Source organism: Jeotgalibaca dankookensis (assembly GCF_002005405.1).
In the GTDB taxonomy this organism is placed as follows: domain Bacteria; phylum Bacillota; class Bacilli; order Lactobacillales; family Aerococcaceae; genus Jeotgalibaca; species Jeotgalibaca dankookensis.
This window is the reverse complement of the sequence record NZ_CP019728.1, coordinates 1,641,279-1,664,509: the sequence shown is the minus strand read 5'-3', so window position 1 is coordinate 1,664,509 and position 23,231 is coordinate 1,641,279. Positions and strand designations below refer to the sequence as shown.

General features: G+C 37.1%; 17 protein-coding genes. 15 read left to right on the top strand and 2 right to left on the bottom strand.

Annotation, left to right across the window (positions count from 1 at the left end):
- The first annotated feature begins 6 nt into the window (after positions 1-6).
- Positions 7-714, top strand: a complete 708-nt coding sequence (locus tag BW727_RS08155; RefSeq protein WP_062469481.1) for a CBS domain-containing protein — start codon at positions 7-9, stop codon at positions 712-714.
- Positions 715-731: 17 nt separating this feature from the next.
- On the top strand, positions 732-1,274 hold the full coding sequence (locus tag BW727_RS08150; RefSeq protein ID WP_062469484.1) for a phosphatase PAP2 family protein: 543 nt from the start codon (positions 732-734) through the stop codon (positions 1,272-1,274).
- 34 nt (positions 1,275-1,308) lie between these two features.
- Here BW727_RS08150 and BW727_RS08145 read toward each other — a convergent pair whose 3' ends face one another.
- A complete protein-coding gene (locus BW727_RS08145) occupies positions 1,309-3,468 on the bottom strand; it encodes a GH92 family glycosyl hydrolase (RefSeq protein ID WP_062469488.1) in 2,160 nt (719 codons plus the stop codon).
- Complete coding sequence (locus BW727_RS08140) at positions 3,468-4,505, bottom strand: substrate-binding domain-containing protein (RefSeq protein WP_062469491.1); 1,038 nt, start codon at positions 4,503-4,505, stop codon at positions 3,468-3,470. The genes BW727_RS08145 and BW727_RS08140 overlap by 1 nt, the downstream gene beginning before the upstream one ends.
- Before the next feature lie 151 nt (positions 4,506-4,656).
- Between BW727_RS08140 and BW727_RS08135 the strand changes: the two genes are divergently transcribed.
- The 13 genes from BW727_RS08135 to BW727_RS08075 all read left to right on the top strand — a co-directional run bounded on the left by BW727_RS08135 (position 4,657) and on the right by BW727_RS08075 (position 23,212).
- On the top strand, positions 4,657-5,946 hold the full coding sequence (locus BW727_RS08135; protein WP_062469495.1) for a glycoside hydrolase family 125 protein: 1,290 nt from the start codon (positions 4,657-4,659) through the stop codon (positions 5,944-5,946).
- A gap of 16 nt (positions 5,947-5,962) precedes the next feature.
- Complete coding sequence (locus BW727_RS08130) at positions 5,963-8,650, top strand: alpha-mannosidase (RefSeq protein WP_062469498.1); 2,688 nt, start codon at positions 5,963-5,965, stop codon at positions 8,648-8,650.
- A 1-nt stretch (position 8,651) separates the two neighbouring features.
- Positions 8,652-9,509, top strand: coding sequence for an ROK family protein (locus tag BW727_RS08125; protein ID WP_062469501.1), 858 nt, complete (start codon positions 8,652-8,654; stop codon positions 9,507-9,509).
- Positions 9,510-9,909: 400 nt separating this feature from the next.
- A complete protein-coding gene (locus BW727_RS08120) occupies positions 9,910-10,929 on the top strand; it encodes a family 20 glycosylhydrolase (RefSeq protein ID WP_062469504.1) in 1,020 nt (339 codons plus the stop codon).
- A gap of 135 nt (positions 10,930-11,064) precedes the next feature.
- Entirely contained in the window at positions 11,065-12,954 is a 1,890-nt protein-coding gene (locus BW727_RS08115) for a beta-N-acetylhexosaminidase (RefSeq protein ID WP_062469507.1), read from the top strand.
- Positions 12,955-12,996: 42 nt separating this feature from the next.
- Positions 12,997-13,476 carry a hypothetical protein gene (locus BW727_RS08110; protein ID WP_062469511.1) on the top strand — a complete coding sequence of 160 codons (480 nt, stop codon included), beginning with the start codon at positions 12,997-12,999 and terminating at the stop codon, positions 13,474-13,476.
- Between the two features lie 10 nt (positions 13,477-13,486).
- Positions 13,487-14,782: an alpha-L-fucosidase gene (locus BW727_RS08105; RefSeq protein ID WP_062469514.1), complete on the top strand. Its 1,296-nt coding sequence runs from the start codon at positions 13,487-13,489 to the stop codon at positions 14,780-14,782.
- 160 nt (positions 14,783-14,942) lie between these two features.
- Complete coding sequence (locus BW727_RS08100; RefSeq protein ID WP_062469516.1) at positions 14,943-15,581, top strand: YesL family protein; 639 nt, start codon at positions 14,943-14,945, stop codon at positions 15,579-15,581.
- Positions 15,582-15,623: 42 nt separating this feature from the next.
- Entirely contained in the window at positions 15,624-17,906 is a 2,283-nt protein-coding gene (locus BW727_RS08095) for a helix-turn-helix domain-containing protein (protein ID WP_062469519.1), read from the top strand.
- A 218-nt stretch (positions 17,907-18,124) separates the two neighbouring features.
- Complete coding sequence (locus BW727_RS08090) at positions 18,125-19,069, top strand: ABC transporter permease (RefSeq protein WP_062469578.1); 945 nt, start codon at positions 18,125-18,127, stop codon at positions 19,067-19,069.
- A gap of 25 nt (positions 19,070-19,094) precedes the next feature.
- A complete protein-coding gene (locus BW727_RS08085; protein ID WP_062469521.1) occupies positions 19,095-20,024 on the top strand; it encodes a carbohydrate ABC transporter permease in 930 nt (309 codons plus the stop codon).
- A gap of 31 nt (positions 20,025-20,055) precedes the next feature.
- Positions 20,056-21,705 carry an extracellular solute-binding protein gene (locus BW727_RS08080; RefSeq protein ID WP_062469523.1) on the top strand — a complete coding sequence of 550 codons (1,650 nt, stop codon included), beginning with the start codon at positions 20,056-20,058 and terminating at the stop codon, positions 21,703-21,705.
- Positions 21,706-21,814: 109 nt separating this feature from the next.
- Positions 21,815-23,212: a glycoside hydrolase family 1 protein gene (locus BW727_RS08075; protein ID WP_062469525.1), complete on the top strand. Its 1,398-nt coding sequence runs from the start codon at positions 21,815-21,817 to the stop codon at positions 23,210-23,212.
- Positions 23,213-23,231 lie beyond the last annotated feature (19 nt).

The window sequence follows — 23,231 nt, the reverse complement described above, 5'->3', positions numbered from 1 at the left end:
GGAGATATGAATAATTCTGATTTGTTTATTAAAGAGTTCAATTCCTTACACGATGCCATGCAAGAAGCGGCCGGTAAAGGTAGAGAGTTCTACTCTCTTTTGCATGAACTAAAAAATACGCATCCAGTTGTTAAAAAATATGAAAGTCACATTGATTTAGCAAGGCGATTGCGAAATCTTTTGGTCCATGAAAGTAAAGCAGATTCATACGCAATTGCGCAACCTTCTCCCGAACTAATTCAAGAGCTTAAATTAGTCCGAATGAAGCTCGAAAACCCTGAAAAAGTGAGTATGTTCAAAAAAGAAGTTATTACCTTAGATGTGACCGACTCGCTAACAAAGGTATTAGATTTAGTGGAAAAACATAATATCACCCAGTTTCCAGTTTTTAATAATAAACATTTTGAAGGGATGCTATCAGATAATGGAATCACTCACTGGTTAGCTCGCGTTCTAGGCGATAAAGTCATTCAGTTGACAGATGTAAGAGTGAAAGATATTATTCAAAAAGATGAAGAGTTGGCGTCTTATATAATCGTTTCAAGTAACATGCCTCTTTACGAAGTAGAACAGCAAATGATGGCAAAAATTAATCGGACGGGTAACTCAAAAGTAGTGGTATTAATAACACCAGCGGGGAATATATCAAAAAAGGCAGATATTATCGGCATTATTACGCCCTGGGATATGCCAGAGATTATAAGTAAATTATAATAAAAAAGGATGAGGCTATGCTTGAGGCAATTTTACAATTTGATCAAAATGTTTTATTTTTTATTCAAGAACATGGGATGAGTCGTTGGCTTTCTGATTTGATGATTTTATTTACTAAATTAGGAGATGCCGGCTTTATATGGATTATAATCGGTTTACTCTTTTTAATTAGACCACAAACACGAAAAGTTGGCTTTTTAATTTTTGGAGCGATGATTTTGACCGCTATACTAGGAGAAGTTATTTTAAAAAACATTTTTCAACGACCTAGACCTTATGCTCATTTCCCTTCAATCCATCTATTAGTCGATCAGTCAACGCCTTATTCCTTTCCATCGGGGCATACGAGTAGCTCTTTTGCCGTTGCCTATGTTGTTTCCCGTTTTTTACCACGACTACGAGTCTTTATATGGCCGTTAGCTATCTTAGTAACCTTTTCACGACTTTATTTATTTATGCACTATCCAACAGATATTTTGGGGGGGATCTTATTAGGTCTTTCATGTGGTTTTTTTGTTTCCTGGGCTTATCAATATTCGCAAAATAAAAAGCTATCCTGATTATTTTAATCAGGATAGCTTTTATTTGATAGTCTTAAGAAGCGTTAAAGCTGTTTGATAAAGAAAAAGGAAGATGTTCTGGCTTTATTTTTTTGGGGTTAGAGACAACTCCTAAATGATAAAAAATTTCACCACCTTGCATTAAATCCTCGTGTTTAAAATAAAGTGCTTCATGCGGCTTTGCATTATATTGTATGTGGTGAATAAATTGTTGCTGAGGAAGATTAGGAGTTGTGGATATCCGTAATTCTTTCCTGCTAGATAACTTGAGTACTGCACTTCTAACTAAAGGCATACCAATGACATATTCTCCTGAGCCTGGTGTAACCGGATAAAAGCCTAAACTATTAAAAATATACCAGCCAGCCATACTACCGTTATCCTCGTCACCAGGATAACCTTTTGAAGAAGCATCAAAGGTTTGAGTCATTAGCTGTTTTAATAGAGGCTGCCCCATTTCAGGCTTTCCGATATAGCTAAATAAGAATGGGTAGTGAAAACTTGGTTGATTCGATATAGCGAGCTGACCAAACTCAATGGCGGCCATTTCGCTCATTTCATGTATCTCAAATCCATAACCATCTACATTAAAGGCAGGTTTTTGGTTACATAATTCAATCAGCTTCTCTTGAAAGCAATCTTGAGAATCATATTCGTTAATGAGACCAGCAAAATCTTGGTAAACAGCAAAGCTACTTTGCCAAGAGCTGCCTTCTGCATAGTCCTGCCCCCAGCGGGTATTTAAGAAGTTACCGCGAAAGTTGCCATCTTTATCTTTAGCCCGCATAAAACCAGTTTCCGAATCAAAAATATTTTTATAATTGAGTGCTTGCTTTTGGTAAAAAAGCTTATCCGCTTCTTTATTTAGTGTTTCTGCAACGCGACTAATACAAAAATCACTGTAAGCATAGTCTAGAGTATGATTAACCGATTCATGGCGCTCGGAAGGCACATAGCCATGCTCTAAGTAATCGAGGGTTCCTTGTCGGCCATAGTGAGATTTGTCGCTCTGAACAGTAGCGGCTTTTTTCATTGCTATGAGGAAACGTTCCATCAAGTCACTGCCAATTCCTTTTACTGCTGCATCAGCAATCACTGCATCAATCAGTGTGCCTGGCATTAACCCGCGTTCATCAGGTGATAGCCATTTCGGTAAAAAACCTGAATTTTCATAACTATTCAAAAAGCCTTCGAGCATGTCAACATATTTTTCCTGCGCAATCAATGAAAAGAGGGGGTAAACGGTCTTGTAAGTATCCCAAAAGCCATTGTTTGTATAAAGACTGCCCAATTTAACTTTTTTACTGGAAGTATCGTAATGAATTTTTTGACCTTCTCTATTTATTTCATAAAAAGTTTGTGGAAAAAGGAAGAGCCGGTACAAATTGTGATAAAAGGTTTGCGTATGCTTGAAATCAGAGTGTGTGACTTGTATAAGGTCAAAGTATTCCTGCCATTCTTGTCTACTTTTTTCTAAATACATATGAGCACTCAATTCTATTTCGCGATTTAAATTTAAAAAGGCTTGTTCTTCGCTAATAAAAGAAGTTCCAAAGCGAATGGTTTGTTTTTTTATTTTGCCAAAAGATAAAAACAAGGTACCATCTCTACCACTATGGGGTTCAATAGTGGATAACATTTCTTCTTCAAAGTGCATAACAAAATAAAAAGTAAAATTATCGTCTTCGCACCCTGAGAAGTTAACGACTTGGCAAGCGAGTGAATGACGGTCGATTTGTTTAATTGAATAAGAACCCGGTAACGTTAGAACGAATCCATTTTTTTCTTGTTGATAGTTAATCGTTAAAATGCCCCCATACATACTAGGAATAAGTGTGGAAACGATTTGATAGCGTAATTGTTCAATTTTCATTCGAATAGGTGAAAATATACTTGCTTCCGGTTGATAAAAACTCTGAATATGGAAAAGGCTCAGATTCTCTAGGTCGCCGCTGACCGGTGTTAGGAGCAAATGGCTAAAATCACCCATCCAGGGACTTGGTTGATGGGTGAGTCGGTATCCCTGAAAAGTATGATCTTCAGGGTGGAACCACCAATTTCCTTTTTGATTAGTCGTTTGCACGGCAAAGTAATTCATCCCAAAAGGGACACCTGTATAAGGGAGACAATTTCCATTTGAAAAACTATATTGGTTAGCCGTTGCATGCCTAGTATCTATTTCTTGAATTTCCATTACTTTAACTCCTTCGTTGATTGTCGCTTAATAAGTGCTACTGGAATTTTTTTATCGTCTAACAGTTGGTTATCCCTCATCGAGTCAACCAAATACTGACCAGCTATTTGACCTAAACGTTTAAAGTTTTGTGCCACTGTTGTTAAAGGTGGTTCAACAAGACTAGCAGCTTGAATGTTATCAAAACCAACAATTGAAATATCTTCTGGAATGAGAAAGCCCGCTTCTTTTAAGAGTTTCATGGCATGAATTGCTGTTAAATCATTTTCACAAACAAGTGCCGTAATACTATTTTCCTTTACATAATCAATCAGGTGCGTTTGGATATTTTTTTTATCCTCAATAGTTGTCAGAAAATCCAGCCCCGCCTCTTTAATCGCTTGAATGTAGCCTAGGTAACGTTGCCTTACGGATTGTGGAAGTGATTCCTGTCCAAACAAATAAGCAATACGATGATGACCGTCTTGGATTAGATAGTTGGTAGCTGAAAAACCGCCACCCGTGTTTTCAGACATAATAGTCGGGAAGGGTAGATCATAAATTTTTTTATCTAATAAAATAACGGGAAATTTTTTAAAAGCTAACGCTGCGAAAAGATCCAAATGACTTTCGGGATATTGAACGTAATAAATAAGCCCGTCAAATTCTTGAATAATTTCTTCGGCATTTTTATGGTTTAAGTATGCCATTGTAGTCATTAAGACGTCTAAGTTATTCGCTTGCATGATAGGGGACAACCCTTCCGTAAAATTACCCAGGGATAAGTCCTTCATAAATGGCAGCAGGAATAAGATACGATTTGTTTGATGCATTGGACTTGGTAAATCATCTTTCACAAAACTTCCTTTTCCGCGAACACGATAAATATAACCAGAAGTTTCCAGTTCATTTAAAGCTCGTTTTGATGTAATACGACTGACTTGATAAGTATCGGCTAATTCCTTTTCTGTGGGGAGTTGGCTGCCGGAAGAAAAGGAACCCGATTGAATAGCGCGCTCTAGATCTTGATAAATTTTACGATAAAGTGGTAGAGTCATTTTAACACCTCCTTGTTGGTATATCATTAGAGCCATTTTACCATAATTACCTTAAAATAAATATCTTTTTTATAAATGTAAGCGTGGACAAACAGACTCATAATCGCTATAATAACCCATAGGATATATTAAATATTATGAGGTGACCGAAATGGCTTATAAAAACATACCAAATTCAGTAAGCAAGTTTATGGAAAAAATAACGCAAAAATGTGGCGAAACGCATAAAGGATGGGCAGAGAATTTTAATGCCGCTTTTGCGAATACACTTTTAACGACTGTCAAACGGCGAGAAGATGGGACAACATTTATGTTGACAGGAGATATCCCAGCTATGTGGTTACGAGATTCCACTGCGCAAGTGCGGCCTTACTTAGTTATTGCGAAAGAAGACGAAGATTTAGCAGATATGATTGCGGGACTGGTAAAGAAACAGTTCTTTTATATCAATATTGATCCGTATGCCAACGCTTTTAACGAAACGCCGAATGGAGCAGGCCACCAAACTGATGATACAAAAATGAATGATTGGATTTGGGAACGTAAATATGAAATTGACTCCTTATGCTACCCTGTCCAACTCGCTTACCTCTTATACAAGAATACGGGACGGCGTGATCACTTCAACCAAGATTTTATCGCGGGCGTAAAAAAAATACTGGACGTATTCCAAGTTGAACAAGATCATAACCAATCGCCTTATACCTTTATGAGAGATACTAATCGACCTGAAGATACATTGATTAATGAAGGAAGAGGAGCAGAAGTAGTTCCTACTGGTATGACTTGGTCAGGTTTTCGTCCCAGCGATGATGCCTGTAAGTATGGCTACCTTGTTCCATCTAATATGTTTGCAGTAGTTATACTTGGTTATATAGAAGAAATTTTTAGTAAGGTGTTTGATGAGCAAATAATTGTAGCAGATGCCAGAAAACTAAAAAATGAGATCGAAGCGGGAATTGAAAAATATGGACGTACGACAAACGAAGCTGGCGAAGATGTTTATGCTTATGAAGTAGATGGAAGAGGTAATGCTTCTTTAATGGATGACAGCAATGTTCCTAATTTAATTTCTGCGCCGTATTTAGGTTATGGAACCATTCATGATGAACGCTATTTAAGAACTAGAAACACCTTATTAAGCAAAGAAAATCCTTACTATTACGAAGGCAAATACGCTAAAGGAATTGGTTCTTCACATACACCAGAGAATTATGTGTGGCCTATTGCACTTGCAATGGAAGGAATGACAACGGATAAAAAATCTGAAAAAGAGCGCATTCTTAACTTGCTAGTTGAAAATGATGCGGGAACACACTTGATGCATGAAGGTTTTGATGTGGATAATCCCAACAACTATACACGCGAATGGTTTTCTTGGGCAAATATGATGTTTTGTGAATTAGTTATGGACTATTTCGATGTTCGTGTAGAAAAATAAAGAGGGGGAAAACAGTTTGAAGAAAAAAGTACACATCATTTCCCATAGTCACTGGGACAGGGAATGGTACATGGCATACGAACAGCATCATATGCGTTTGATCTTATTAATGGATGATCTCTTAGAATTAATAGAGAAAGATCCAGAATTTAATAGTTTCCATTTAGATGGGCAAACGATTATTTTAGATGACTATCTAGAAGTGCGACCAGAGCGAAGAGAAGCTGTTAAAGAGGCGATTGCAAATGGAAAATTAAGAATTGGTCCTTTCTACATCCTCCAAGATGCCTTTTTAGTTAGTTCTGAGTCCAATACGCGTAATATTCTAATTGGAATGGCAGAAAGCAAGAAGTGGGGAGATCCCGTTATGCTGGGCTACTTCCCGGATACATTTGGCAATATGGGACAGACTCCGCAAATGATGCTACAATCAAACCTTGACACTGCAGCTTTTGGTCGAGGAGTTAAACCAGTAGGATTTGACAACGAAGTTCTTGAAGATAACCATTATAGTTCCCATTATTCAGAAATGTTTTGGGAAGGTCCTGATAAGAGTAAAATTTTTGGATTGCTTTTTGCTAATTGGTATAGCAATGGGAATGAGATTCCAACTCAAGTAGAAGCGGCTAAAGAATTTTGGACACAGAAACTTTTGGATGTAGAAAAGTTTGCCGCTACGGATCATTATTTAATGATGAATGGAGTTGATCACCAACCCGTTCAAAAAGATATCAGTAAAGGGATTCGTTTAGCGAATGAACTTTTTCCAGAATACGAATTTATCCATTCGAACTTTACAGATTATTTAGATTCCGTTCAGAAGGAATTACCGGAAAGTTTAGGGACGGTTTACGGGGAACTAAAAAGTCAAGAAACAGATGGTTGGTTTACTCTAGCAAATACCGCTTCAACGCGCGTTTACTTAAAACAATGGAATACCCGTGTTTCTCGTCAACTGGAAAATATAACAGAACCACTTGCGGCTATAGCCCAAGAGCTGACGGGAGAATATCCACACGACCAATTAGACTATGCATGGAAAACCTTGATGCAGAACCATCCTCATGACAGTATTTGTGGGTGTTCTATTGATGAAGTCCACCGAGAAATGATTCCGCGTTTCGAAAAAGCTCACGAGGTTGGCAAGTATTTAGCAGACGACGCACTTATGACTATTACTGACAACATTGATACGAGTGAGTTTCCAGAACAGGCTAAACCATTTGTCGTTTTCAATACAACAGGAACGCATAAGTCAGGAACAATCACATTGGATATCGAGTTAGAAAGGAAAACCTTTGCAGAAGGCTACCCAGCTAAACTTTACCAAGAACTAGAAGAAAAACCCGCATTTGATTATAAAGTGATAGATGCTAATGGAAAAGAGCATCCAGCAACTGTAACTGAAGAAAATGTACGGTTTGGTTATGACCTTCCTAAAGAACGGTTTCGAATTCCTTATATGCAACGCTATGTCAGTGTTACGCTAGAGGTTGAAAATATGGCCGCCTTTTCTTGGGAAACCTACGCACTTATCAAGGGTAAAGCAAAAGTTGGGCGTAAAGAAGCTCCGATTGTGAGTAACCAAGGAAATCTATTGGAAAATAAGCATGTCAAGTTAGAAATTGCTGAAAATGGGACACTTACAGTTACTTCTAAAGCAAGTAATAAAAAAGTAGCGAATCTTCTCGTTTTTGAAGATGTAGGCGATATAGGAAATGAGTATATTTTTAAACAGCCTAAAGGGGACCAAGCACTTCTTTCAACACATTTTCCATTTAAAGTAGAAGTAATTGAGAATTCTGAACTATTAGGAAAAGTCCAGTTAACCCATTTCATGAAAGTTCCAAAATCAGCCGATAATCGTTTGGCTAAGGAGCAACAAGCAGTCGTTGATTTTCGTTATCGAGAAGCACAACGAGCTGAAGAACTGATTCCATTTACAATAAAAACGATTATTAGTCTGGATGCGGTTAGTGGACATGTTGAATTTGAAACGCATATAGATAATCAAGCTGAAGATCATCGGTTACGAGTATTATTTCCTACTGACATTGATGCCGAAGAACATGAAGCAGATAGTATATACGAAGTGGTAAAACGCCGCAATAAGGTTTCAAGACACTGGCTCAATCCAGCCAATCCTCAACACCAACATGCCTTTGTCAACTTGCATTCGCAAGAGTATGGGCTAACGCTCGCTAATTTTGGATTAAATGAATATGAAATATTTAACCAAACCATCGCTATAACGCTGTTACGGTCAGTAGGAGAGTTAGGAGATTGGGGATATTTCGCAACACCAGAAGCGCAATGTAAAGGGCATCAGATTTTTCATTATGCTCTAGAAATTCATGGACAACCCGCTACCCGCTACAAAACTTACCAAAATGCCCATGCTTGGCAAGTGCCTTTCGTCGCTCAGCAGACTGCTCTACATACTGGAACATTACCCGCTAATAAACAGTATATAACTATAGATGGCAAACATTTTGCTGTAACGGCATTAAAACGACGTCGTCATGATAATAAACTCGTCTTGAGGGGTTATAATTTAGCAGATCAAGAAACAGATCTTGTCATTAAGAAAAATAATCAAGAAAAATTATCACTTCTAAATCTACTTGAAGAAGAAGTAGGTCAAGTAGAAGATACATTAAAACCATATGAAATTCGGACAGTTGGAATTAGTGAGGAGGAGTAATATGTGTTATGGTGCCATTGAAGCCGGTGGAACAAAGTTTGTATGCGCGGTAGCAGATGAAAATTTAAAAATCATTAAAAAGGTTCAAATTCCTACTACCAGTCCCCAAGAAACGTTTAAGCAAATTTTCTCTTTTTTTAACGCGTATGACTTAAAAGCAATAGGGATTGGTTCATTTGGACCCATTGGAACCAACCCAAATCAAGATAATTACGGATATATTTTGGCAACGCCTAAAAAAGGGTGGACCAACTTTGATTTTTTAGGTACCTTGAAAAAAAGGTACGATATTCCTGTCGTTTGGACAACCGATGTTAATGCAGCCGCCTACGGTGAATTGTTAATGGGAGCAGCTCAGGGAAAAACGAGTTGTCTTTACTTAACAGTTGGGACAGGCATTGGTGGAGGCGTCATTATGGATGGGCAAATCTTTCAAGGAATCGCTAGTCCAGAAATGGGACATATTTATGTAAAACGCCATCCTCAAGATGAGTATGAAGGTATTTGCCCTTATCATCATGATTGTTTAGAAGGGTTAGCTGCTGGACCCTCATTAGAAGCACGAGCTGGAATAAAAGGGCAAGATCTTCCAATAGACCATCCAGTTTGGGACATACAAGCCTATTACATTGCTCAAGCTCTGATGACTTATACGTTAACCTTGTCTCCGGAAGTGATTGTGTTAGGTGGAGGCGTTATGAACCAGGATCATTTACTTCGCAAGATTCGCCAAGAGTTTACTACGCAAATGGCTGGCTATGTAGAGACACCTGACGTTGAGGAATATATCGTCCGTTGGGGACTACCAAATAAGAGTGGGATAATAGGCAGCCTACTATTAGCTCAAACAATTAGTTAGTAAGTAATTAAGTATAAAAAAAGAACTGCTTCTCCATTTTGATTAATAAACTCCAGTCTCTTACAACTCTTCGAGCTGACAAGTGACTGGGGTTTATTAGCTAAGTACATCTCACGTTAAGATAAAATAACTTAGTTTTTCAAGGGGGTTTATATATGAAAGTAATTACATGGGAAGCCTTTAGACATGAAAAACAAATAAAGGAGTGGGGTGACTTATAAAAGAGGAAATGGGAAAGCATTTTATTTTCAACCGGGACGTGAAACCTATGCGACTTATCATTATAAATAGATTCAAAAAGTTATCATAAATTCGGTTAATGGATGCAAACCTGTTGCGTCCATTAACCGAATTATGGAAACAGTATTGCTTTAGGAAAAATAGAATAGGATGTGTTTATATGGAAAACTGTGATTATAAAAAGGCGTTTCATTTACGTTTTGGAGACAGACGATTAATCCCAGATTTAAAAGAATTAATCACAAAGGTTCTTTTACCTAATGGCATTAATATGATTATTTTGGAGATTGATAAAGCCTTCGTTTTTGAGAAACATCCTGAGATTGATGGTGGTCCCCACGCTTTGACAGCTGATGACGCCAAAGACCTATCACAATTTACTAAAGAAAAAGGAATGGAGATTGTTCCGCTCTTTCAATGTTTGGGACACCAAGGTTGGGGTGGGAGTAGAAGTGCTCTATTAACAGCTTACCCGGAATTTGACGAAACACCAGAGACACCCTTAAATGCAGAATGGCCAGAAATTTTTTGTCGGAGTTGGTGTCCACAACATCCTGATGTTAATAAGATTGTCTATGAACTGCTTGATGAGTTAATCGCTGCTTTTTCACCTACCTACTTCCATATCGGTATGGATGAAGTGTATGAAATTGCTAGCGATCAATGTGAGCGTTGTCGAGGCGGTAACCGTGCTGAACTATTTGCCAAAGCGGTGAATGATATGTATGCCCATATAACGGAACAACGTGGCTTAACTATGATGATGTGGGCTGACCGGTTAATTGATGCTAAGAAATTCGGCTATGATAATTGGGAAGGCGACACCTTTGGTACCTATGAAGCACTCGACAAGATACCAAGAGACATCGTCTTGTTGGACTGGCATTATGATGAACGTGAGAACGGTTATCCGACTCCTTATTTCTTTATGGAAGCGGGATTTTCAGTTATGCCAGCATGCTGGTTTAAACTGAATGTAGCCAAACAACTATTCGCTGAAGCAAAAGCTGCTGCTGAAGAGTTAAATCAACCCGAGCTCTTTTTTGGTAAGTTGATTACCTCATGGAATGGCTGGAACCATGAGGTTTTTCAAGAGTTTATTCACATGAAAGAAATGTCTTCTATTGATAAGAATAGCGAATTAGGACGTTTGTATGAAGTCATTGAAACAATCGAATAAAGTTGCCGTTATAAAACTAAATGTGTAAAAAATGCAAGCTATGTATTTATGACTTAGTTGTTGTAAAGGCTTACAAAATCCCCTAAGATAGAATTAATTGATGAATCAATATAATAGTGTAGGGGGACAACCAAAATGTTAGCACTTAATTTGACAAATGATGTGTCAGAAGTTAAAGACGGTTTAAACACCATAGCAGCCTTTCTAGGTGTCAAACAAGATCCTAATGGGATACCATTAGAAGTGAATCGGGTAGATGGTCATACGTTACGTTACCAATTTGATGGAGAAAAAGGGCTGATTGAATTCCATTCAAAAAGCTCTTTTTTCCGTCTGTTAAATTTATGGATTTACCAGTATCAGCAATCTGGCTCTTTTTCATTAGAGGAAGAAGAACAATTCGAAAAGACAGGTGTTATGGTTGATTCTTCAAGAAATGCTGTCTTAAATACTGATGGAATGAAAACACTCATAAATTATATGGCGAAGCTCGGCCTAAACCAAGTGATGCTTTATACAGAAGATACTTATGAAGTAAAAGAATATCCTTATTTTGGTTACTTACGAGGTCGTTATACAGAAGAAGAATTAAGAGAAATGGATGACTATGCCTTTGCCTTGGGAATTGAGATGGTTCCTTGCATCCAAACACTTGGGCACTTACAGCTTGCTTTGAAATACCAATATGCAAGTCACATTAAAGATACGTCTGATATCGTTCTAGTGGGACAAGCAGAAACTTATGAATTTTTAGATAATCTCATTCGCTCAGCATCTCAACCTTTTCGTTCCAACCGTATTCATATCGGAATGGATGAAGCATTTGGTTTGGGAACAGGTATGTATCAGATAAAAAATGGCATTCGTAATCGTTTTGAGATTATGAATGAGCATTTAGCAGAAATCGTTAAAATAACAGATAAATACGGCCTCGAACCGATGATGTGGAGCGATATGTATTACCGCTTCGGTTCAAAAACAGGCGACTATTATGATTTAGAAAGTAAGGTGCCTCAAGAAGTTATTGATAATATCCCTGAAGTCGATATGGTGTTTTGGGATTATTATCATGAAGATGAAGCGATGTATGATATTTATCTAGCTAAACATCAAGCGATGAATAAAAAAGTCATCTTTGCTGGAGGTGTTTGGACTTGGAATGGTATTGCTCCAAACTATGGTAAATCTTTTGAGACAACAAAAGCAGGACTCGCTAGCTGCAAACGTAATGGGGTGAAGGAAGTTTTTGCAACTCTATGGGGAGATGACGGGGGAGAAACACCGGTTTTATCCGCGCTACCAGGATTGCAATTATTTGCGGATTTATCTTACCGAAAAGAAGTCGATGAAGCGGTTATGGCTCAGGAATTTGAGCATAATACCGGTTATCCTTTTAAAGAATTTTTACTTTTGAATGATCTAGATGAAACACCAGGTGTTATGGCAAACAATATTAATGTGTCAGCAACTTCTAAAATACTTCTTTGGCAAGACCCTTTATTAGGGCTCTTTGACCAAACCATTGCTGGACACGGTGTGGAAAATCATTATCAAAAGCTGGCTAAAAAGTTGAAAGTAATAACAGGAAGTAATTCAGACTTAACTCTGATATTTGATTTTTATCAACAAGTAGCAGAAGTTCTCAGTTTAAAGGCAGAAATTGGAATCCAGCTAAAAGAAGCTTATGATAAAAATGATCAAAACTTACTAAGAGACAAACTAGCAGATGCCAAAAAATTAAAAACATTATTAAATGAGTTAAGGAAAGCTCACCGTGCTGTCTGGATGGCATATAATAAGCCATTCGGTTGGGAAGTCGTCGAAATCCGTTATGGTGGCGCAATAGCACGCATGGACACTACTGTTTACCGAGTAGAAGCCTATTTAGATGGTGAATTAACGAAACTAGCAGAATTAGAAGAAACTAAATTACCATTTTCGAACCCTTATCACCTTGGCGAAGGCACACATGGGCGAGGACTCTATCAAGATATGGTAACAGCAGGAAAGCTCTCAGGGGTATAAACGTATGAGTGTTACACAAGATTGCAGGAGGAGAAAGTAATCATGAAAAAGATTTATTTGCTAAGCATATTGGTACTCTTTCTAACCGCTTGTAATAGTATTCCTACTTATCAGAATCCTGCCGAGGTAGCTTATTCGATTGAAGGAGAAATTGAGAATCAATCAGAAGTAGAAGCAGCCATACACGTTATTGAAGATAATTTAAACTATGCAACGAAAGAAGATATGGAAGGATATTTGTCAACAATTGTAGCAAGTGGACGCGAAGAAACGCAAAATGAATTAGCTCCCATATTTGAAACGTATGATTTAGAACATACTGTTTTGAGCGCTGAGGTTCTTGAACAAGAAGAGAATCGGCTCTTAATCCGTACTGAACAACAAACGGTTATGTTGGATGCTGTTGAAGGAGCAGAGCCTTATCGCAGTCATATTGCCGAAGCGAATCATGAGCTCGTTAAAGAAAATGGCGATTGGAAAATAAAAGAAACAATTATGACAGATACAACGTTTATAAACTAGGAGGTATAGTGTGGCATATGCAAATTGGCAAGAGAATTTAGGAAATCCAGCGTGGTTCCTTCATGACCGTTTTGGACTATTTATGCACTTTGGGTTATACAGTTTAGCAGCGCGTCACGAATGGTTGATGACAACTGAACAAATTTCTCCAGAAGACTACAAGCGGTATTTTGAGCATTTTAATCCAGAATTAATGGATATGAAAAAAATGGCGCGTACCGCAAAGGATGCAGGAACCAAATATGCAGTTTTAACAACGAAGCATCATGAAGGATTTGCTTTATGGGATACGAAACAATCGGATTATAAGATTACAAATACACCTTTTAAAAGAGACTTAGTAAAAGAATATGTCCAAGCATTTCGTAATGAAGGAATCAAAATTGGTTTTTATCACTCAGTTATTGACTGGCATCATCCGGATTTTGTCATCGATGGACTCCATCCTCAAAGAGACGATAAAGAGGCAAGAAGTAAAAATGCCCAACGCGATATGAGTCGCTACACGGATTACTTGAAAAAACAAGTGACCGAGTTATTGACGGAATATGGGAAAATAGACTATTTATGGTTTGATTTTTCTTATCCTCATCGCGACTGGGGCTGGTCCAAAGGGAAAGGACATCAAGATTGGGATTCGGAAGCATTGTTTGATTTAGCAGTCGAACTACAGCCAGAAATCCTTATCAATGATCGCTTGGATTTAAACAAGGGGGTTATTACACCTGAACAGTACCAACCAGATGCACCTCTAGAAAAAGAGGGCTTACCAGTTATTTGGGAAGCCTGTCATGCGATGAAGCCAACATGGGGTTACGATCGCGATAGCAATGAATGGCGAAGCAGTGACGTTTTATTGAAAATGCTGATTGATACCGTATCAAATAATGGAAACTTCTTATTGAACGTCGGACCCAATGGAAAAGGTGAATTGGATAGAAGAGAAAGTGATCGATTGGCAGATATCGGCGAGTGGATGCGATTAAATGGAAAATCAATTTATGGGGCTGGGCAAAGTTCTTATCTTGCTCCTAAAGATTGTCGGTATACACAAGTAGGTCAAAACAGAATTTATTTACATATCTATTCTTGGCCCTTACGACATATTCATCTAAAAGGATTAGCAGGGAAAGTTGACTATGTTCAGTTTTTACATGATCATTCTGAAATATATTTTAGAGAATTTGATCCCGAAGAAGTCATCACAAGTACCGAAACCATTATTGACATTGAAAATGTACTCCTAGAGCTTCCAGTAGAAAAACCTGACGTCCTCGTTCCGGTAGTTGAAATTTTCTTAAAGTAAAGCAGTAGAGTAACAAGCAGCGCTTGTTACTCTTATTTATTTGGTATAAGTCAAAATGATAGCGTTTGAAAATTTAGGCTTTTTGCGTTAGAATAGGGTTTATATGTTGTTTTCTAGTAAGGTTTATGTATATTGTGAACGGAATTATATGGAGGTCAAGATGAAAGAGAAAAATAAAGAAAATAAATTTATATCAGCGGTAACGACGATTGGAAACTGGATTGCTAATTTTTTCTTCTTACATCTACTATGGATTCTATACTCGTTACGCGGATTGATTATTGCAGGTCTCTTACCCAGTACCGCAGCAGTTACTCACGTAATGTATAAATGGTTTAATAATAAGGACGACAATTTCAAAATAAGAGAAGAATTTAACACGGCTTATAAGGAACATTTTAAGCAAGCGAATCAAATTGGCTATATTGTCTTCATTATATTTGGTATGTTGTATGTAGATTTAAGGGTTTCAAATGTTTTCATACAATCTATTTTCTTCCATACCCTCCTACTTTTTATTACCTTTTTTGTTCTATCCTTTAGTTTGTTCCTCTTTACAGTGATGGTGCGCTATGATTTTTCATTAAAAAATATTTTTAAACAAGCTTTTTTTGTTACTCTGTCAGTTCCCATCTATTCAATTGCAACCAGCGTAGGTTTACTATTAGTCGTTTCTCTTATGAGAAACTATATTTTTCTAGCTTTCTTTTTTGGAATATCTTTATTGCTTTTACCAGTTGTTTGGTTTACCTATACAGGCGTATTAAAAGCAGAAGAGAAAAGGGATGAAGAGATTTGAAAGTCGCCTTTGTTTTAAATAGTAAGGAGTCTGTAGAGCGTTATGAAGATTCTGAAATCTAGTCTCTATAAAAAATATGTTTTTTCATACTTAATTGTTTTTTCTATTCCCTTGTTTATTTTTTTATTATTGGTGAATAGCTTTTACGTCCGTAGTTTAGAAGAAGAGCTCCAAACGACAAATGCTAATTTTTTAGAACAAGCAAGTTTCCAATTGGATGAACAAATTTTAGAAATGAATACGGTTGCGAATCAGATTAAATATTCAGATGAACTATCGAGGTATTTATTAAATGTCGAAGCAAATTCAGATAAGCTAACAGAAGTCCTAAAAAGTTATGAATACTCCATGCGTTCAACAAAAAGTCTGTACATTTTATTGACAGATCGCAATACCGTTTTATCTTCAGATGGCATAATGTCCACCGAAGCGTTATTAAATAAATCAACAGATTTCAATGTTGAAGAAAAAGAACAATTAATTGATGCATTGAGTAGTTCTGAGGAGAAACTGGCTATCCATACGCTAGATCGTTTCTATAAAGAAAATCAAGTGAGGAAAAAAAATATTTATTATATGATTCCACTGCGACAGTCCAATGTTAACAATGGGATGCTTGTTTTTGTTTTAAATACCAATCAAATTCAAACTAACTTAGAAACGATGAGAGAAACAGAAAAAGAATTGTCTTTTTTAGTGGATGAGAAAGGCAGATTGGTTGCATCAAAAGGATTATCCCAAGATTTTTCAGAGTCTGATTTGGAAAAGATTCAAGAGAGTATGATAAAAAATGGGAAAGCAAAAATAAATAACCAAGCCTATGTAGCGAGTAGTAAAGTTAACCCGCTAACGGGGTGGACCTTTGTGTCTTTAATTGAAACCACTCGTTTTTATTTTCCTTTATTAAGATTATTAGCGACCTTTCTTTTATGGGTTATTATTTTGGGAAGTATCGGAATTGGTGTCTCCGTTTATTTTGCTAACAAACATTATCGGCCTATAAAAAACTTGGCAAGTGTTTTTCGATTAGAAGGCGATAAAATTGGTGATGAACTCGCTTTTCTAAAAACAAATATTAATAAAACAAAAGCAGAATATATTAAGTTAAATCAGCTAATGAATGAGCACGCACCTATTGTACGAAATTCTGCGCTCTTAAATTTAGTTGAAGGAAAGTATTTAAATAATGCCGAGTTCTTCCAACATTTAGAAGACGTCGGCTTGAATTTTCCGTACGCTATCTATGCTGTTATGATAGTAGAATTTGAAAAAGAAACCAACGTTCCTGAAAAAATTATCAAAGTAGAAGCAATCGTTCAAGAAATTACCAAAAGTCATCCTGAACTAAAAGGAATTTGGATAGAAGCAACGGTTCCTTATCTAGTTAATAATCAAATCATTGTCGTTATTAATATGGATAAAGAATCGAAGTGTAATTGGCAAAAAACTTTAAAGTATATTCAAACGATTATTAAAAGGGAAGATTTCGACCAAGCATTAGCTTGGAAAATCGCTATTGGAACGGCTTATGATAAGATCGATAAAATTAAAAACTCTTATATTGAAGCAAGTTCTGCTCTAGAAAAAATGAAGTCGGACACCTACACATCAAGTCCAGTTTTATTTTTTACAGAATTAACGCAACGTGCTGAAATTGTTCAAGAGGATGCTCCCTTCCAATATCCACGTGAAGAAATTATGCTACTCGTTCAAAGTGTGAAACAAGGCAATAAAGAAGCTGCCTTTGAGATTGTCTTACAGCTCAAACAAAAAATTAAAAACGATATTCATCATTCTATCGCTAAACAAGCAGTGATTGCAGATATGTTTAATCGTGTCTTAAAAATAGCAAATGAATTTAATATGTATTATCAATATGAAAAAATTTATCAATTAACTGATTTTAAGGACATCAATCTAGCACAACCGGTTTTAGAAGATATTATTTCGTCTATCTGCGACAACTTGGATCATGAAAAAGATACACAAAATACAGAGATGAAAAGAACAGTCGTTGACTACATTTACTCTCATTATGATTCGCCGGCTATATCTCTAGGAGAGATTGCAGCTGAACAAAATATTTCAGTTTCTTATGCAAGTCGACTCGTGAAGGAAGAAACGGGAGAATCTTTTTCTCATCTCATTCAGTCATTGCGAATGGAACAATTTAAAACATTATTAGTAGAAACGAAAAGGCCAATTAAAGAATTGATTACTGAAGTTGGTTACTATGATGCATCGAATTTCACTAGAAAATTCCGCTTAGAAAATGGTCTAACGCCTAGTCAGTATCGTTTTAAATATCAAGACAGTGATAAATAAAGCGACTGTTTGGACTATGTGTGTCCGTATCTTATATCGGAAAACGCTAATAACCCTTGTAATAGCAAGGGTTATTTTTTGTGTGTGACAAAACTCACACATTGAAAAGAAAGGGGTTACAAGATACAATGGAAGTGCTTACAAGAACCGCATTTAAATAAACATCTGTACATATAGGATGATTTATTAAGAAAGAAAAGAAAGGAAGGGACACGGTGATGGAAAAACAAACAACTACACTAACTGCGACAAAAAAGAAGAAAAGTAGAAGAAAAAATATTTTAAATAGTTGGCAGCTTTATCTTTTAATTTTACCAGCTTTTGCTTTTTTTCTCGTCTTTCATTATGGGCCGATGTATGGCGTACAAATAGCTTTTAAAAATTATATGCCTTCATTAGGAATTTGGGGGAGTCCTTGGGTAGGGTTTAAGCACTTTACAAAGTTCTTTGAATCTTATTATTTCTGGGATCTACTAAAAAATACTCTAGGGATTAGTATTTATTCATTGGTATTCGGTTTTCCAATTCCTATTCTTTTAGCTCTTGCCTTGAACGAAATAAAAGACGGGAGTTTTAAAAAGACAATCCAAACGGTTACGTATGCACCGCACTTTATATCAACAGTTGTTATTGTTGGGATGATTATTGCTTTTCTTTCTCCTACTTCAGGGATTATCAACCATGGTCTAGAAGCACTGGGCTTCGAAGGGAAAGCTTTTATGGAGGATCCACGATGGTTTAGAACAATTTATGTATTGTCAGGTGTTTGGCAAAGTACAGGTTGGAACTCAGTTATCTATATGGCAGCTCTATCCGGAGTAGATTCCCAACTACATGAAGCGGCTACAATTGATGGCGCATCTAGGATACAGAGACTTTGGTATATTAATTTACCCGTATTAGTACCAACCATGGTCATTTTGTTAATCATGAACTTTGGTGGCATTATGTCGTTAGGACACGAAAAAATTCTTTTAATGCAAAATCCTTTAAACATGCCGACTTCTAACGTTATTTCGACCTTTACTTATCAACAAGGTTTGCTCGATGCTCAATATAGTTATGCTGCAGCAATTGGTTTATTTAACTCAGTTATTAATTCAATCTTATTAATTACCGTAAACAAAATATCATCTAAATTGAATGATGTGTCACTATGGTAAGAAAGAAAGGAGAATGGGAGTTACTATGAGAAACTCAGCCGTTATAAAAAAATCTGCTATAAAAGAATCACCATCAGATCGTGTATTCTTAGCGATTATCTACGTGATGTTGATTGTGATTTTTCTAATCGTAGCTTATCCTTTAATCTATATTTTAAGCGCTTCCTTGAGTGATCCAAGTGTCGTCAATTCGGGTGAGATGTGGCTCTTTCCAAAGGAAGTAACCTTTGAAGGATATAGAAAAATTTTGAGTAACCAAACCATTTGGCGTGGTTATACCAATACAATTATTTACACCGTTGTCGGTACGACGGTTAACTTACTAGTGACGATTCCTGCTGGTTACGTCCTATCGCGAAAAGACTTTCCTTTTAAAAACTTTTTCACTAAGATGATGGTTATTACGATGTTTGTATCGGGTGGGCTAATCCCATCTTATATCCTCGTAAATAGTATGGGACTAACTAATACAATGTGGGCCTTGATACTACCAGGAGCGGCGTCTGTTTACAATATCGTCGTTACACGGACTTTTTTCCAAACATCAATTCCCGATGAATTAACGGAAGCAGCCGTTGTGGATGGCGCTACGGACTTTAATATCTTTTTCTTAATTGTCCTTCCTTTAGCTAAACCGATCATTGCTGTTATGACACTGTTTTATGGGGTCGGTCATTGGAATCAATATTTCCAAGCCTTACTTTATATTGATGACCGTTCTAAGTATCCCCTGCAAATGGTTTTACGGGAAATTCTTGTCTTGCAAGATTTATCTTCAAACCCTACAACCATGATGTCTGAAGAAACAGCACTGTTTTTAAATCAGCAACAAAACTTAAGTGCCATTATCAAATATGGCGTTATGATTGTTGCAACGCTACCTATCATTTTGGTTTATCCTTTCTTACAAAAATATTTTGTAAAAGGCGTTATGGTAGGGTCAATTAAAGGGTAATAAAATATAAAAAATAAGGAGTGGAAGAGTAATGAAAAATCGAAAAGGTTATGTAATGGCAGGGATGATTTTTTCTAGTGCCTTTTTATTAGCAGCTTGTGGGGGAGATGGCGCTGAAACATCTAGCGTTGCAACTTCTGGTGGTAATACAGCAGCTGGAAATGCTGAAGTAAATAAAGAAGGGTTCCCTATTGTAGATGAGCCAATTGAAATGACTATGATTGCGCCTGGTACTGGAATGGCTGAATGGGAAGATATGCCAACTTTAACTGAATATGCAAAGAAAACAAATATTAATTTTGAATATACAACACCGCCGCTAAGTGACTTTAGTACACGCTTCAACTTAACGTTTGCTAGTGGGGAGCTACCAGATGTCATCTATGCACCAGGATCAGATGTGTTAACACCTGCTCTAGAAGTTGATTATGGTAGTCAAGGACTATTGGTACCATTGAATGACTTGATTGAAGAATACGGACCAAATATCAGCAAAGTATTAGAAGAAAAACCAGAAATTAGACAATCTATTACTTCTACAGATGGTAATATCTATACTTTACCAAGAATTAATGGGGGTGCGACATCAACATGGATTCGTGGACCAGTTTGGATAAATGGTGAATGGATGGAAGCACTTGGAATTGAAGACGTTCCAAAAACAACCGATGAACTTTACGATATGCTTGTACGCTTCAAAAATGAAGATCCAAATGGGAACGGCCAAGCAGATGAGATTCCTTTAACAGACGTTAAAATGGATAGTACACGTCCATGGTTACTATCTGCTTTTGGAATAAAAGAGTGGGGTATTGAAGAACACGATGGTGAAGTACGTTATGCACCAATGACCGAAAACTACCGTGGTTATCTAGAATTTATGCATAAATTATATGAAGAAGGCCTTCTAGACAAAGAGGTATTCTCACAAGCAGATGAACAGAAAAAAGCAAAAGGTGAAAACGACAAACTTGGTATGTTCCCAGACTGGTTCTCTTTCTTCACTACCGGACAAACGGAAGAGGAAGCGATTATCAATCCAATGATGGGACCTATGACCAGTGAATATTCAGAAGAAGCAATCTTCCCAATGAGTACTGGTATTCAAAGAGGAGCTTTTGCGATTACGAAAGAAAATCCGAACCCTGCTGCTGCAATGAGGTGGGTCGACTATTTCTACTCTAAAGAAGGACATGACTACCTAAACAGAGGACCTGCTGGTTATCTATGGGAATGGGTCGATGAAGAAGGCGGAGAACGTCAATTTAGAGAAGATTTGGAAGCTACAAACCGAGAAGAGTATCGTGGTCAAATTACTCCTGACTATGGTATTGTAACCCCAGTTAATACTGATCACGAACTCGATCCAATCGGGGATGAAGGTATCTCTGATTTTGAAATCTTCCTACAAGAAGAGTCTGATGCAAAAGTTAATAAATACGGTGAAGTTGCTTACCCACTTGTTTATTTAACACCTGAAGAACAAGAAGTTGTTAGTGGTGTAGAAGTTGACCTTCAAACGTATGTCCGTAACTCAGAAGCCCAATTTATTACTGGACAACTAGAGCTCAATGATGAAAACTGGGAAGAATATGTTTCTACTATCGAAAAAATCGGTGTGGAAGATTATGTAGAAGTATACCAAAGTGCTTATGACAGATGGTTAGAATCAGCTGAATAATAACCTAATTGTAGAAGGGTTATAAAATATTATGATAGCTCGTACGCGTTTTCTTAGTGAAAACAGTACGAGCTATTCTAAATAAATCAGGAAGTTGAAAGGAGCTATTATGACAAATACAAATATATTCCCAGAAGGTTTTTTATGGGGAGCGGCGACTTCTGCCCCGCAATCAGAAGGCGCGCAGTATGCAGATGGAAGAACTGCTAGTACGTGGGATGTCTGGTATGAAAAAGAACCAGAACGGTTTTATAACCAGGTTGGACCACAACACACTTCCTATGTATACGAGCGTTACCCAGAAGATGCACAGTTAATGGCCGATATGGGGTTGAACTCTTTCCGGACGTCTATATCTTGGAATCGATTGCTGCCAGACGGACAGACACTCAATCAAGAAGCGGTTGCTTTTTATCGTGACTATTTTATCCAAATTAAAAAGAATGGCGTTCAACCCATTATCAATCTCTTTCATTTCGATATGCCTTGGTGGTTGATGGAAAAAGGTGGTTGGGAGAATCGTACATCTATTGAAGCATTTGCTTTTTATGCTCGAACTGCTTTTGAGCAGTTTGGTGACTTGGTTGATACTTGGACCACGTTTAACGAGCCCATTGTACACGTCCAATGTGGGTATTTAGGAAATGATCACTGGCCTCAAGTATATGACTTTAAACGTGCTATTACAGTAGGTTATCACACCATGTTGGCACATGCAGCTGCTGTTCGAGAGTTTCGTTCTGTTATGGAGGATTCCGGCAAAGAAATAGGTATTATCTTGAACCTATCACCCGTCTATGCAAAGTCTGATCAATCTGATGATCAAAAAGCGAAACGTTATGCAGAAGAGTGGCATATTAAGAGCTTTTTGGAGCCAGCAGTAAATGGTCACTATTCACCGTTTTTAATTGAAACACTCAAAGAAAATAACTTGTTACCAAAAATTGAACCAGAAGATGCTGCTTTATTATTACAAGGGAAAGTAGATTTCTTAGGTGTCAATTATTATCAACCATTGCGTGTGCAGGCAGTTGATAAAGAGAAAGTGAATATTCCTGCTAAGAGCCCGGCAGATTTTTCAAAAGCCTACGATTGGCCAGACAAAAAAATGAATCCCTACCGTGGTTGGGAGATATACCCTGAAGGGATATATGATATTGCCATGATGATTAAAAATGACTATCATAATATTCCTTGGTATATATCAGAAAATGGAATGGGAGTAGCTGATGAAGAGCGTTTCATGGATGCTGAAGGGATTATCCAGGATGATTACCGAATTGAATTTATTCGTGACCATTTAGAACAGATTCTCAAAGCCATAGAAGCTGAGTCAAGTTGTTATGGCTACCATCTGTGGACCTTTGTGGATTGTTGGTCTTGGCTAAATGCCTATAAAAACCGTTATGGCTTTTACAGATTGGACTTAGAAACGGGCAATCGAATTCCTAAAAAAAGTTCGTTTTGGTTGCATGGAATTATCGAGGAAAGTAAACTCGATCTTTAATTTATAGCGAGTTAAGAGG